Genomic DNA, 12,716 nt, shown 5'->3' on the forward strand with positions numbered 1-12,716 from the left:
GCCTCAGCCGAAGCTGCCGAGATAATCCATCTTGCCGACCGGCGCGCCCTGGTTGCGCAGGATGGCGTGCGCCATGGCAATGTGGAAATAGAAGTTCGGCAGTGCGAAAGCAGCAAGATATTCTTGGCCGCTCAGCGTTATCGTCTTGCCGCCGAGTGAGCGCGTCACTTCGCTCTTCTCCGTGCCTTCAAGCATCTCGGGCGTGACCGTGGCGAGGTAGGCTTCCGCTTTTTCCAGGCGTTCGCGCAGCTCGGCAATCGTCGTTTCGTTGTCCTCGAATTTCGGTGCGTCCGTCGATGTAAGGCGGGTGATGCCGAATTTGGCGCTATCCGTGGCGCGCTGAAACTGGCCTGACAGCGGCAGCATGTCCGGGGCCAGCCGCGCGTTCACCAAGATACTGGAATCGATCCCTTTTTCGGTAGCGTAGGCTTCGGCCTTGTCGAGATAGGTGCTCAGCGTCTTCAGGCCGCGCTGAAAGATTGGAACGGTAAGCGTGTACATGGAAACGGACATGGAAATCTCCTGGGGCAAAGGGATCAGCGTGATGCTGAGGCCGCATATCTAGGCGCGGCTGATGACGATTGCATCAGCACGTCGCATGCCATCGCAGATTTTTCCGGCCAGCAGCTGCGTTCGGCATTGCTTTAAAAAGAGTTGACGCCGTCGCAGGAAAATGGAATGAATATTCCGTCAGGCAAATTTTACGGTTTGTTTGTTCCGTTTTGACGGAGCCGCCTCACGGGAGTGGCGGTCAACTGGAATTAAGGCTTTTGGGCTGGGCCCGAAGTTCCGGCGTGAGGAGGGTGCTGCCGGACACCGCTTTGTGGAGGAAATAAAATGAAGAAGTTTATCCTGGGCACCGCGATGGCGCTTGTCATGTCGACGGCCGCGCATGCGGAAACGGTCGGCGTTTCCATGGCCAAGTTCGACGACAACTTCCTGACCGTTCTGCGCAACGGCATGATCGATTACTCGAAGACGCTGAGCGGCGTGACGCTGCAGGTCGAAGACGCGCAGAACGACGTGTCGAAGCAGCAGAGCCAGATCCAGAATTTCATCGCCTCCAAGGTCGATGCGATCATCGTCAACCCCGTCGACACTGACGCAACGGCTGCGATGTCGAAGCTCGCCGCCGATGCCGGCATTCCGCTGGTTTACGTCAACCGCCAGCCTGTGAACGTCGATACGTTGCCTGACAATCAGGCATTCGTCGCTTCCAACGAACTGGAATCCGGTACGCTGGAAACCAAGGAAGTCTGCCGTCTCCTCGGTGGCAAGGGCAAGGCCGTGGTCATCATGGGCGAACTGTCGAACCAGGCTGCCCGCATGCGCACCCAGGACGTTCATGACGTCATCAAGACCGACGAATGCAAGGGCATCGAGATCGTGGAAGAGCAGACCGCAAACTGGGATCGTACCCAGGGCTCCGACCTGGTGACCAACTGGCTCTCCAGTGGTCTTGAGTTCAATGCTGTCATCTCCAACAACGATGAAATGGCGATCGGCGCGATCCAGGCCCTCAAGGCCGCCGGCAAGGACATGAAGGACTATGTCGTTGGCGGCGTTGACGCCACGCAGGACGCGCTTGCCGCCATGCAGGCCGGCGATCTCGACGTGACCGTGTTCCAGGACGCGGCAGGTCAGGGCAAGGGCTCGCTCGATGCGGCTCTGAAGCTCGCCAAGGGCGAAAAGATCGACAAGAAGGTCTACATTCCCTTCCAGCTCGTCACCCCTGAAAACGTCAAGGATTTCGTCGCCAAGAACTAAGGCGCCGTGTCACGGATGCGGGCTTTATGCCCGCATCCAGTTCCTGCCGTATCCGGAGAGAAGAAGATGGCTATCAGCCCGTCCACCATGGCTGCCGTGCGCGCCAGCGGGGCCGTTCCGAATGCGGAATTCCTGCTGAGTGCCGAGGGCGTCCGCAAGGAATTTCCAGGTGTCGTCGCACTCGACGACGTTCAGTTCCGCTTGAAGCGCGGTTCGGTGCATGCGCTGATGGGCGAGAATGGCGCCGGAAAATCGACGCTTATGAAGATCCTTGCCGGCATCTATACGCCTGACAAGGGCGAGGTACGTCTCAAGGGCGTTCACATCCAGCTGAAGTCGCCGCTCGATGCGCTGGAAAACGGCATCGCCATGATTCATCAGGAACTGAACCTGATGCCGTTCATGACGGTTGCGGAAAATATCTGGATCCGCCGCGAGCCGAAGAGCCGTTTCGGGTTCGTCGATCATGGCGAGATGTATCGCATGACCGAGGAGCTGTTTCAGCGGCTCAACATCGATATCGATCCGGATATCGAAGTGAGGCATCTCTCGGTTGCCAGCCGTCAGATGGTCGAGATCGCCAAGGCGGTTTCCTACAATTCAGACGTTCTGATCATGGACGAGCCCACCTCGGCACTGACCGAGCGTGAAGTCGCTCACCTGTTCGATATCATTCGCGCCCTGAGAGCCCAGGGCATCGGCATCGTCTACATCACCCACAAGATGAACGAGCTGTTTGCGATCGCCGACGAGTTTTCGGTGTTCCGCGACGGCAAGTATATCGGCACGCATGCGTCTACCGACGTGACACGCGACGACATCATCAAGATGATGGTCGGCCGCGAGATTACCCAGATGTTTCCGAAGGAAGAGGTTCCGATCGGCGACGTCGTCTTGTCGGTCAAGGATCTGACGCTCAACAACGTCTTTCGCGATGTCTCCTTCGATGTGCGCGCAGGCGAAATTCTAGGTGTGGCCGGTCTGGTTGGCTCGGGACGTTCGAATGTCGCTGAAACGCTGTTCGGTGTGACGCCGGCCAGCGCCGGCACGATCGAGCTGTTCGGCAAGAAGGTCGATATCAACTCGCCGACCGTCGCCATCCAGAACCACATGGCTTTCCTCACCGAAGACCGGAAGGACACGGGCTGTCTTCTGATCCTCAACGTGCTCGAAAACATGCAGATCGCCGTGCTGCAGGACAAGTTCGTCAAGGGCGGCTTCGTGCAGGAGCGGGCGCTGGAGAAGACCTGCGAAGACATGGCGCGCAGGCTCAGGGTCAAGACACCCAATCTCGACGAGCGCGTCGAAAATCTCTCGGGCGGCAACCAGCAGAAGGTACTGATTGGTCGCTGGCTGCTCACCAATCCGAAGATCCTGATCCTCGATGAACCCACGCGTGGCATCGACGTCGGCGCCAAGGCCGAGATCCACAGGCTGGTGACCGAGATGGCCAGAAACGGCGTCGCGGTGATCATGATTTCGTCGGAAATGCCGGAAGTGCTCGGCATAAGTGACCGCATCATGGTCATGCATGAAGGGCGGGTGACCGGTTTCCTCGATCGCGCCGAAGCAACACAGGTGAAGGTAATGGAGCTCGCCGCGCAGTAAACGCGCCGCTCGATTGCCAAAGGGAGGTTTGAACATGAACACAGATGCAGCAGAAGGCCATGCGCCGCTCGCAGCCCGAGTCCGCCGCCGCCGGATACCGCCGGAACTCAGCATCTTCCTGGTGCTGATCGGCATCGCCCTCGTCTACGAGATTCTCGGCTGGATCTTCATCGGCCAGAGCTTCCTGATGAACCCGCAGCGCCTGACGATCATGATCCTGCAGGTCTCGGTGATCGGTATCATTTCGGTCGGGGTGACGCAGGTCATCATCACCGGCGGCATCGATCTATCCTCGGGTTCGGTCGTCGGCATGACGGCGATGATCGCGGCGAGCTTTGCCCAGGCCTCCACCTGGCCACGTGCGCTCTATCCGTCGCTGACCGACATGCCGTTCTTCGTGCCGATTGGTGTTGGCCTGCTGATCGGCCTTCTGGCCGGCTATATCAATGGCCAGCTGATCGCCAAGACCAAGATACCGCCCTTCATCGCCACGCTCGGCATGATGGTGTCGGCGCGCGGCATCTCGAAGTGGTACACGAAGGGCCAGCCGGTCTCCGGCCTGACCGATCAGTTCAACTTCATCGGCACCGGTATCTGGCCTGTTATCGTCTTCCTCGTCGTCGCGCTGATCTTCCACATCGCGCTGCGCTATACCCGCTACGGCAAGTTCACCTATGCGATCGGCGCCAACATGCAGGCGGCGCGCGTTTCGGGCATCAATATCGAAGCGCATCTGATCAAGGTCTACGCTATCGCGGGTTTGCTTGCCGGTCTCGCCGGTGTCGTGACTGCAGCCCGTGCGCAGACGGCGCAGGCCGGCATGGGCGTGATGTACGAACTCGATGCGATCGCTGCGGCTGTCATCGGCGGCACGTCGCTGACGGGCGGTGTCGGGCGCATCACCGGTACCGTGATCGGCACGGTCATTCTCGGCGTCATGACCTCAGGCTTCACCTTCCTCAGGGTGGATGCCTACTACCAGGAAATCGTCAAGGGCGTGATCATCGTTGCCGCCGTCGTCGTCGACGTCTACCGGCAGAAGAAACGTGCAAAGCACTGAAACATGAAAAAATGACGGGGCCATCTGGCCCCGTTTTCACGTTTGACGCTGATTTCAGCGGTGCCGCAAATTTCTAAAAAAGGGGCTGGCCTATTTTTCCAGCCTTTCTATTGTTGTCGCTTGATATTTGCCCGGAAGGGTAGAGCAGGAAGACAGATGCAGCTCGTATTCGATGGCCATAACGACGTTCTCCTCAGGCTTTGGACACATGAAAGAGACGGCAACGATCCGGTCGCCGAATTTCTGAACGGAACGACCCAGGGCCATATCGATGCGCCCCGCGCCCGCAAGGGTGGCCTGGCCGGCGGCCTCTGCGCCATCTACATCCCGTCCGGCGATCTCGTCTTTGCGGATCCCGATGAAAACGGTCACTACGAAACCCCGCTTTCCGCACCGCTCGACCGTCTCCCCTCGCTGGGGATCGCGACCGAGATGGCGGCGATTGCGCTGCGTCTCGACACCGCCGGTGGCTGGCGCCTTTGCCGCAGCGTCAAGGACATCCGCGCGGCCATGGCGAGCGGGATCTTTGCCGCCGTCATGCACATTGAGGGCTGCGAGGCGATCGGGCCGGATCTGGCTGCGCTCGAAGTCTTCTACGCCGCCGGCTTGCGCTCGCTCGGCCCCGTCTGGAGCCGCCATAACGTCTTCGGGCATGGCGTGCCGTTCGCCTTTCCAAAAAACCCGGATACGGCGCCCGGTCTGACCGACGCCGGTTTCGAGTTGGTGCGCGAGTGCAATCGCCTCGGCATCATGATCGATCTGTCGCATATCACCGAGAAGGGCTTCTGGGATGTTGCTAAGACCAGCGATCAGCCGCTGGTGGCCACCCATTCCAATGCGCATGCATTGACGCCCGTTGCCCGCAACCTGACCGACAAGCAGCTCGACGCCATCAGGGAATGCAAGGGGCTCGTCGGTCTGAACTATGCGACGGCCATGCTGCGCCCGGATGGACGTTCCGATGGCGAGACGCCGCTTTCCGACATGATCCGCCATATCGACCACCTCGTCGGGCGAGTCGGCATCGATTGCGTGGCACTCGGATCCGACTTCGACGGGGCGACGATTCCCGACGAAATCGGTGACGCTGCAGGCAACCAGAAGCTGATTGCCGCCCTCCGGGACAGTGGATATGGTGAGGACGATCTCAAGAAACTTGCCAGCGAGAACTGGCTGAGAATCCTGGCTTCGGCGTGGAGGGAGAAGGACGTCTGAGCCTCAGAACTGCTTTGTAATCAATCAAAAACAGGGGAACAGAACCAATGATGATTACCAAACTGAACCGCAGCTTCCGTGCCCTTTCTGCCGGTGCTGCTCTTTCGCTTCTCATGATGGCAGCGCCTGCCGCCTTTGCTGAAACGCCGAAGGACACGCTGGTCGAAGGCTTTGCCATCGACGACATCATCACCATGGATCCGGGCGAAGCCTTCGAGCTTTCGACTGCTGAAGTGACCAGCAACAGCTACAGCCTGCTGGTGCGCCTCGACATGGCCGACACCTCGAAGGTCAAGGGCGACCTTGCCGAAAGCTGGACCGTTTCCGATGATGGCCTGACCTATACGTTCAAGCTGAAGCCGGGCCTCAAGTTCGCCTCCGGCAATCCGATCACCGCAGAAGACGTCGCATGGTCCTTCGAGCGCGCCGTCAAGCTCGACAAGAGCCCGGCCTTCATTCTCACCCAGTTCGGCCTCACCGGCGACAACGTCACGGAAAAGGCCAAGGCTGCCGATCCGAATACGTTCGTCTTCACCGTCGACAAGGCCTATGCGCCGAGCTTCGTGCTGAACTGCCTGACGGCAACGGTTGCTTCAGTCGTCGACAAGAAGCTGGTGCTCGATCACGTCAAACCTGTCAACGTCGATGCCGACCACAAGTATGACAACGACTTCGGCAACGATTGGCTGAAGACCGGCTATGCCGGTTCCGGCGCTTTCAAGCTGCGCGAATGGCGCGCCAATGAAGTCGTCGTTCTCGAGCGCAACGACAATTATTACGGCGACAAGCCAAAGCTGAACCGCGTCATCTACCGCTACATGAAGGAGAGCTCGGCACAGCGCCTGGCACTTGAGGCGGGTGACATCGATATCGCGCGTAATCTCGAGCCAGGCGATCTGGACGCCGTCGCAAAGAATGCCGATCTGGCGACGACGGACGCGCCGAAGAGCACGATCTATTACGTCAGCCTCAACCTGAAGAACGAGAACCTGAAAAAGCCTGAAGTGCAGCAGGCCTTCAAGTATCTGGTCGATTACGATGCGATCAGCTCGACGCTCATCAAGGGTATCGGCGAAGTTCACCAGACCTTCCTGCCGAAGGGCCAGCTTGGTGCGCTGGACGAAAATCCGTTCAAGCTCGACGTGGCCAAGGCCAAGGAGCTGCTGGCAAAGGCAGGCCTGCCGGATGGCTTCTCCGTCACCATGGACGTGCGCAACACGCAGCCGGTCACGGGCATTGCCGAATCCATGCAGCAGACGCTGGGACAGGCCGGTATCAAGCTCGAAATCGTTCCGGGTGACGGCAAGCAGACGCTGACGAAATATCGCGCCCGCACGCACGATATCTACATCGGCCAGTGGGGCTCGGACTATTTCGATCCGAATTCGAATGCCGATACGTTCACCTCGAACCCCGACAATTCGGATGCCGGCACCAACAAGACGCTCGCTTGGCGCAACACGTTCGAGGCGCCGGATCTCGACAAGGAAGCCAAGGCTGCTCTGCTGGAGCGTGATGGTGCCAAGCGCGCCGCCATGTACCAGGACATCCAGAAGAAATATCTGGAAAACAGCCCCTTCGTCTTCATCTTCCAGCAGATCGAAGTGGCCGGTTACCGCAAGAGCCTGAAAGACTTCAAGCTCGGCCCGAGCTTCGACACCAACTATGTCGGTCCGATCGCCAAGGAATAATCCGGTAGGATTGGTTCATTGAGCATCGTTGAAACAAAGGTGGAGGCGCGGCCAGCGAAGGGCCGCGCACTTCCGCTCGCCAAGGCACTCGGGCGTTTTCTGATTGCCGCGGTCACGACCTATCTCGGCCTCTTGGCCGTCACCTTCTTCATCGGCCGCGTGGTGCCGATCGATCCGGTTCTTGCCATTCTCGGCGACCGGGCGCCGACCCATGTGGTCGAGCGCGTGCGCCGCGAAATGGGCTTCGACCTGCCGCTCTACGAGCAGTTCTATATCTATCTGAAGGGCATTCTCTCCGGGGATTTCGGCAATTCGGTTCTGACGACCAACCCCGTCATGACCGATATCCGCCGCGCATTTCCCGCGACCATCGAACTGGCCACCTGCGGCACGATCATCGGCGCGGTGATCGGCATTCCGCTCGGTGTGCTGGCTGCGGTGCGCCGCGGCAGTCTGGCCGACCAGGTGGTGCGCGTCATCGGGCTTATCGGCTATTCGGTGCCGATCTTCTGGCTGGCCCTGATCTCACTCGTCGTTTTCTATGCGAAGCTGCGCTGGGTGGCGTTCCCCGGCCGTATCGACATCGTCTACGAATATACCTTCACGCCGATCACCGGCTTCTATCTGCTCGACAGCGCCTGGCAGGGACAGTGGGACGTCTTCTACGACGTCTTCCGCCACATCATCCTGCCTGCCTCGCTGCTCGGCTATTTCTCACTCGCCTATATCAGCCGCATGACCCGCAGCTTCATGCTGAACGAGCTCAGCCAGGAATATATCGTTGCGGCGCGCGCCAAGGGGCTGTCCGAAACACGGGTGATCTGGGGCCATGCGCTGCGCAACGCCGGCGTTCCGCTGGTCACCGTCATCGCGCTTTCCTATGCCGGGCTGCTTGAAGGTTCGGTGCTGACGGAGACGGTGTTCTCCTGGCCGGGCATCGGCCTCTACATCACCAACTCGCTGCAGAGCGCCGACATGAACGCCGTGCTCGGCGGCACGATCGTCATCGGCACCGTCTTCATCGGTATCAATCTCCTGTCCGACCTTCTCTACCGGACCCTCGATCCAAGGACGCGAAGCCGATGACGGTTCCGGTCAACCAGACACCTCCGATGAGCCGTCGCGAATGGCTGCTTTCCGACCGGCCGCAATCACGCATGCAGGCGCGTCTCGGGCGCGCCTATGTCACGTGGCGGCAGTTCACCGCCAACAAGCTCGCCGTCGTCGGCCTGGTGATCATCATCGGGCTGCTGTTCGTCGCGGCCTTTGCCGATCTCCTGGCAACGCATTCGCCTGTCATCGGTGATCTCAAGAACGCGCGGCTGATGCCGCCGGGCACTGCCGGCTATCTTCTCGGCACCGACGATCAGGGCCGGGATATCTATTCGCGTCTGATCTATGGCTCGCGGCTCACGCTCTTCGTCGTCGTTCTCGTCGCGATCATCTCGGCGCCGATCGGGCTGATCGTCGGCACCGTCTCCGGCTATGCCGGCGGCTGGGTCGATGCGACCCTGATGCGGATCACCGATATCTTTCTGGCCTTTCCGAAGCTGGTGCTGGCACTTGCCTTTGTCGCGGCCTTGGGGCCGGGGATCCAGAACGCGGTCATCGCCATCGCCATCACCTCCTGGCCGCCTTATGCGCGTATCGCCCGCGCCGAAACGCTGACGGTGCGGCGGTCGGACTATATTTCTGCGGTGAAGCTGATGGGCGCCTCGCCTATTCGCATCATCATCCGCCATGTCATGCCGCTCTGCATCTCGTCGCTGATCGTCCGGGTGACGCTCGATATGGCGGGTATCATCCTGACGGCGGCCGGTCTCGGCTTTCTCGGCCTCGGCGCCCAGCCGCCGCTGCCGGAATGGGGCGCTATGATCGCCTCGGGCCGCCGCTTCATTCTCGACCAGTGGTGGGTTGCGGCCATGCCCGGTATCGCTATCCTGATCGTCAGCCTCGGCTTCAACCTGCTTGGCGACGGACTGCGCGATGCGCTCGATCCGAAGGAGAGCGGCCAATGACCGAGCTTCTCGACGTCAAGAACCTGCGCGTCAGCTATCCGACGCGCACAGGCGTGATCGAGGCCGTGCGTGGGGTGTCGTTCACGCTCGGCAAGGAACGCCTCGGCATCGTCGGTGAATCCGGCTCCGGCAAGTCCCAGACCGGCCGCGCCATCATGGGCCTCACCCCGAAACACGCCGTCGTCAGTGCTGACAAACTCGACTTCAACGGCTTCGATCTCCTGTCCGCCTCCGCCAAGCAGCGGCGTCTTCTGCGCGGCAAGCGGATCGCCATGGTGCTGCAGGATCCGAAATATTCGCTGGACCCGGTCATGTCGATCGGCCGGCAGATCTGCGAGACGCTGAAGACCCATGAAAAGGTCGGCCGGGCGGAGGCCAAGGAACGGGCACTTGCGATGCTGGAGGCAGTGCAGATCCGCGATCCCAAGCGCGTCTTCGATCTCTATCCGCACGAAGTTTCCGGCGGCATGGGGCAGCGGGCGATGATCGCGATGATGCTGATCGCCGGGCCGGAGCTGTTGATTGCCGACGAGCCGACATCGGCGCTCGACGTGACCGTTCAACTCGATGTGCTGAAGATCATGGACAAACTCGTTTCCGAACGCGGCATGGGGCTGATCTTCGTATCGCACGATCTGCGTCTCGTCTCGTCCTTCTGTGACCGTGTCATCGTCATGTATGCGGGCAGGATCGTTGAGGAATTGAAGGCATCCGATCTGAAGAATGCCCAACATCCTTATACGCAGGGTCTGCTGAACTGCATGCCGGAGATCGGCCAGAGCCGCCATCCGCTGCCGGTTCTCGACCGCAAGCCGGAGTGGGCCGCATGAGCGCAGCACTCTCTGTCGAAAAACTCGGCGTCATCTACGACGATTTCCACGCCCTGAAGGATGTGAGCATCGAGGTCGGAACGGGCGAGTCCTTCGGGCTGGTCGGGGAATCCGGGTCGGGGAAGTCGACGCTGTTGCGGGCCGTCGCGGGGCTTGCGCCCGTCAGCTCCGGCACGATCCGCATTCATGGCGAGGCGTTGCAGGGCGCCAAGCGCAGCAAGGCCTTCTATCGCAGCGTCCAGATGGTGTTTCAGGACCCGTATGGCTCGCTTCATCCCCGCCAGACGATCGACCGGCTGCTGCTCGAACCTCTGGCGATCCACGGCATCGGCGATGGTGAAACGCGTATTGCCCGCGCGCTTGACGAAGTCGGCCTCGGAAATGGTTTCCGTTTCCGCTATCCGCATCAGCTTTCCGGCGGCCAGCGTCAGCGCGTGGCGATCGCCCGGGCGCTGATTGTCGAGCCGTCGGTGCTGTTGCTCGATGAGCCGACCTCGGCACTCGATGCCTCCGTTCAGGCCGAAGTGCTGAACCTGCTGGAGCAGATCCGGCGCGATCGAAAGCTGACTTTCGTGATGGTCAGCCACGATCTCGGCGTCGTCACCCATATGTGCGAGCAGCTCGCGGTGATGCGCAATGGCGCGGTCGTCGAGCGCTTGAGCTCGGCTGAGCTTGCCCGCGCCGATGTCCAGGAAGAATACACCCGCAATCTGATGGTCGCGAGCAAAGGCTTCGTCAAAAGCTGAAATGCAGGTTTTTCAAGTGTTTGAAAAGGCTGCTCCACGCGCGCGGTTAAGGTTAACGTAGCGTTAAAGACGACCATTCGACTAGACTATTGACAGGCCCGTTTCATCTGTCATGATCCCGTTAACGATTGTTAGTTTTCGTGATCATGGAGGTAAGGATGTTCTTTCTCGGTGGCATGACCATGGGATATCTCGAGCCGCCGGTGAAGGCCGAGCGGAGCGAGCAGCCAGTCGTTTCTATTCCTGCCGAAAAGGACCGCCGCTTCATCGATGTCTCCGCTGCCGCGCAGCGCGAGGAAAATGCGATCGAACGGTCGTTGATCTGGGCCTGGCGCACTCTCTGCTGAGCTTTCTTCCTGTGACGGTCGGATTTTCTATCCGGCTGCCTCTGGAAGGAATTTTATCTCTACCTACCTGATAGAGAATATAAGAATAAAGGTGCAGGCACAAAGCCGCACCAAAGAGAACAGACGGAGGCAACACATGGCAGACCTGGGTATATCGCATACTCACGCGAACCATTATGGTTCCGTGCCGGCAAAGAAGCCGCTCTCCGTGCGCGGCAAGCTGCAGCTTGGCGTTCACGCCGTGCTGCTGACCGCAGCTTTCGCATTCGTCGCTGCGTTCGTATTCGGCCTGATCGGCTGATCTTCGCACCGGCGCTCTGCCGGTGCCATTCCTTCGGAACAATGTGCCAGCCGCGGCATTCTCTGCTTACGCATTCAGCGTGCCGGGAATGGACGTAAAAGGCATAGTGTACCGGACCCCGGTCATTATCCTTCTCCTGCCATTCCGCGCTGTCTGGCGTTCCCAGTCAGGAGTTGAGGACGATGGCAAATACAGCCGTACTGAAACCGAAATCGCGTGACGTCTCGGTGAAAACCGGACTGACCGACAAATATTGCGCAGACATGGCAAAGAGCCTGTCGGCGATCTTGGCAAGCACCTATCATCTGGTGATCAAGAGCCACATCTATCACTGGAATGTCGTCGGCCCGCTGTTCAAGCCGCTGCACGAGCTGACGGAAGAGCACTACAACACGCTTTTCAAGGCGACCGATATCATCGCCGAGCGTATTCGCGCCCTCGGTCACCTGGCGCCGGCCCGCGTCGGAGACGCTGCGAAATTCGCGCCTGATAATGGCGACTTCAGCCAATTGACGGCCGAAGATATGGTACGCGACCTGATCGCTGACCACGAGGCGGCCTGCAGAGCGATGCGCGAAGCCGGCACCGCTGCCGACGACAACAATGATCTTGTCACCACCGACATGCTGACGGACCGCCTGACGTTCCACGAGAAGGCGCTCTGGATGCTGAAAGCCATCATTGCAAAGTAGGCGTGGGCGCTCTGCGCCTTACCGCCGCCGCGAGGGCGCATGCTCATTTCCATGCGCCCTTTTTCATAATTCATTGATATCGAAAGATTTTCTCAATCTCGCGGAACCTTGGCCGCATATCTTCGTTTATCTGCCAGCAAACAAGGAGATGGGCATGCTTTATTACGCTCTGGTATTTCTCGTCGTCGCCCTGATCGCCGGCCTTCTCGGTTTCGGTGGTATTGCCGGCGCGTCGGCCTCGATCGCTCAGGTTCTGTTCTTCCTGTTCCTGGTGCTGTTCGTCGTCTCGCTGTTCATGCGTCTGATGCGGCGCTGACGGCGCTGAAAGCATCGTTGCGATGATGAAAATCCGGTGCCGGAGCGGCGCCGGATTTTTCATGTCTTCAGTGCCAATTCTTCGCTCTTGACTTGAATTATCCGCTTAGTGTCCAACTTTGAGGA

At 59.7% G+C, this 12,716-nt stretch carries 14 protein-coding genes; 13 read left to right on the forward strand and 1 reads right to left on the reverse strand.

The window, feature by feature from the left end:
* Nucleotides 1–3 precede the first annotated feature (3 nt).
* On the reverse strand, nucleotides 4–513 hold the full coding sequence (locus AC1DNK_RS11190; RefSeq protein ID WP_477941083.1) for a DUF1993 domain-containing protein: 510 nt from the start codon (nucleotides 511–513) through the stop codon (nucleotides 4–6).
* A 324-nt stretch (nucleotides 514–837) separates the two neighbouring features.
* Between AC1DNK_RS11190 and AC1DNK_RS11195 the strand changes: the two genes are divergently transcribed.
* From AC1DNK_RS11195 to AC1DNK_RS11255, 13 genes are all read left to right on the forward strand, one after another.
* Nucleotides 838–1,767, forward strand: coding sequence for a sugar ABC transporter substrate-binding protein (locus AC1DNK_RS11195; protein ID WP_112540410.1), 930 nt, complete (start codon nucleotides 838–840; stop codon nucleotides 1,765–1,767).
* Between the two features lie 66 nt (nucleotides 1,768–1,833).
* Nucleotides 1,834–3,375: a sugar ABC transporter ATP-binding protein gene (locus AC1DNK_RS11200; protein WP_477941085.1), complete on the forward strand. Its 1,542-nt coding sequence runs from the start codon at nucleotides 1,834–1,836 to the stop codon at nucleotides 3,373–3,375.
* Nucleotides 3,376–3,409: 34 nt separating this feature from the next.
* Entirely contained in the window at nucleotides 3,410–4,435 is a 1,026-nt protein-coding gene (locus AC1DNK_RS11205; RefSeq protein ID WP_112385930.1) for an ABC transporter permease, read from the forward strand.
* A 156-nt stretch (nucleotides 4,436–4,591) separates the two neighbouring features.
* Nucleotides 4,592–5,650 (forward strand): dipeptidase, encoded by a 1,059-nt coding sequence (locus tag AC1DNK_RS11210; protein ID WP_477941088.1) that lies wholly within the window; start codon nucleotides 4,592–4,594, stop codon nucleotides 5,648–5,650.
* Between the two features lie 47 nt (nucleotides 5,651–5,697).
* Nucleotides 5,698–7,341: an ABC transporter substrate-binding protein gene (locus AC1DNK_RS11215; protein ID WP_477941091.1), complete on the forward strand. Its 1,644-nt coding sequence runs from the start codon at nucleotides 5,698–5,700 to the stop codon at nucleotides 7,339–7,341.
* 18 nt (nucleotides 7,342–7,359) lie between these two features.
* Nucleotides 7,360–8,427 (forward strand): ABC transporter permease, encoded by a 1,068-nt coding sequence (locus AC1DNK_RS11220; RefSeq protein WP_477941092.1) that lies wholly within the window; start codon nucleotides 7,360–7,362, stop codon nucleotides 8,425–8,427.
* A complete protein-coding gene (locus AC1DNK_RS11225; RefSeq protein ID WP_477941094.1) occupies nucleotides 8,424–9,359 on the forward strand; it encodes an ABC transporter permease in 936 nt (311 codons plus the stop codon). The genes AC1DNK_RS11220 and AC1DNK_RS11225 overlap by 4 nt, the downstream gene beginning before the upstream one ends.
* On the forward strand, nucleotides 9,356–10,189 hold the full coding sequence (locus tag AC1DNK_RS11230) for an ABC transporter ATP-binding protein (RefSeq protein WP_477941095.1): 834 nt from the start codon (nucleotides 9,356–9,358) through the stop codon (nucleotides 10,187–10,189). The genes AC1DNK_RS11225 and AC1DNK_RS11230 overlap by 4 nt, the downstream gene beginning before the upstream one ends.
* Nucleotides 10,186–10,935, forward strand: a complete 750-nt coding sequence (locus tag AC1DNK_RS11235) for an ABC transporter ATP-binding protein (RefSeq protein WP_112517966.1) — start codon at nucleotides 10,186–10,188, stop codon at nucleotides 10,933–10,935. The genes AC1DNK_RS11230 and AC1DNK_RS11235 overlap by 4 nt, the downstream gene beginning before the upstream one ends.
* 158 nt (nucleotides 10,936–11,093) lie before the next feature.
* Nucleotides 11,094–11,282: a hypothetical protein gene (locus AC1DNK_RS11240; protein ID WP_112385923.1), complete on the forward strand. Its 189-nt coding sequence runs from the start codon at nucleotides 11,094–11,096 to the stop codon at nucleotides 11,280–11,282.
* Between the two features lie 136 nt (nucleotides 11,283–11,418).
* Nucleotides 11,419–11,583: a hypothetical protein gene (locus AC1DNK_RS11245; RefSeq protein WP_310296505.1), complete on the forward strand. Its 165-nt coding sequence runs from the start codon at nucleotides 11,419–11,421 to the stop codon at nucleotides 11,581–11,583.
* A 182-nt stretch (nucleotides 11,584–11,765) separates the two neighbouring features.
* A complete protein-coding gene (locus tag AC1DNK_RS11250) occupies nucleotides 11,766–12,275 on the forward strand; it encodes a Dps family protein (RefSeq protein WP_477941097.1) in 510 nt (169 codons plus the stop codon).
* A 154-nt stretch (nucleotides 12,276–12,429) separates the two neighbouring features.
* A complete protein-coding gene (locus AC1DNK_RS11255; RefSeq protein WP_112386069.1) occupies nucleotides 12,430–12,591 on the forward strand; it encodes a DUF1328 domain-containing protein in 162 nt (53 codons plus the stop codon).
* The last annotated feature ends 125 nt before the right edge of the window (nucleotides 12,592–12,716 follow it).

The sequence above is a fragment of the Rhizobium sp. 01N424 genome (genome assembly GCF_056399485.1).

Bases quoted from the DNA above. Each gene is read 5' to 3' on its own strand.
- AC1DNK_RS11190 (WP_477941083.1), bottom strand. From the start codon at position 513: ATGTCCGTTTCCATGTACACGCTTACCGTTCCAATCTTTCAGCGCGGC.
- AC1DNK_RS11195 (WP_112540410.1), top strand. From the start codon at position 838: ATGAAGAAGTTTATCCTGGGCACCGCGATGGCGCTTGTCATGTCGACG.
- AC1DNK_RS11200 (WP_477941085.1), top strand. From the start codon at position 1,834: ATGGCTATCAGCCCGTCCACCATGGCTGCCGTGCGCGCCAGCGGGGCC.
- AC1DNK_RS11205 (WP_112385930.1), top strand. From the start codon at position 3,410: ATGAACACAGATGCAGCAGAAGGCCATGCGCCGCTCGCAGCCCGAGTC.
- AC1DNK_RS11210 (WP_477941088.1), top strand. From the start codon at position 4,592: ATGCAGCTCGTATTCGATGGCCATAACGACGTTCTCCTCAGGCTTTGG.
- AC1DNK_RS11215 (WP_477941091.1), top strand. From the start codon at position 5,698: ATGATGATTACCAAACTGAACCGCAGCTTCCGTGCCCTTTCTGCCGGT.
- AC1DNK_RS11225 (WP_477941094.1), top strand. From the start codon at position 8,424: ATGACGGTTCCGGTCAACCAGACACCTCCGATGAGCCGTCGCGAATGG.
- AC1DNK_RS11230 (WP_477941095.1), top strand. From the start codon at position 9,356: ATGACCGAGCTTCTCGACGTCAAGAACCTGCGCGTCAGCTATCCGACG.
- AC1DNK_RS11235 (WP_112517966.1), top strand. From the start codon at position 10,186: ATGAGCGCAGCACTCTCTGTCGAAAAACTCGGCGTCATCTACGACGAT.
- AC1DNK_RS11240 (WP_112385923.1), top strand. From the start codon at position 11,094: ATGTTCTTTCTCGGTGGCATGACCATGGGATATCTCGAGCCGCCGGTG.
- AC1DNK_RS11245 (WP_310296505.1), top strand. From the start codon at position 11,419: ATGGCAGACCTGGGTATATCGCATACTCACGCGAACCATTATGGTTCC.
- AC1DNK_RS11250 (WP_477941097.1), top strand. From the start codon at position 11,766: ATGGCAAATACAGCCGTACTGAAACCGAAATCGCGTGACGTCTCGGTG.
- AC1DNK_RS11255 (WP_112386069.1), top strand. From the start codon at position 12,430: ATGCTTTATTACGCTCTGGTATTTCTCGTCGTCGCCCTGATCGCCGGC.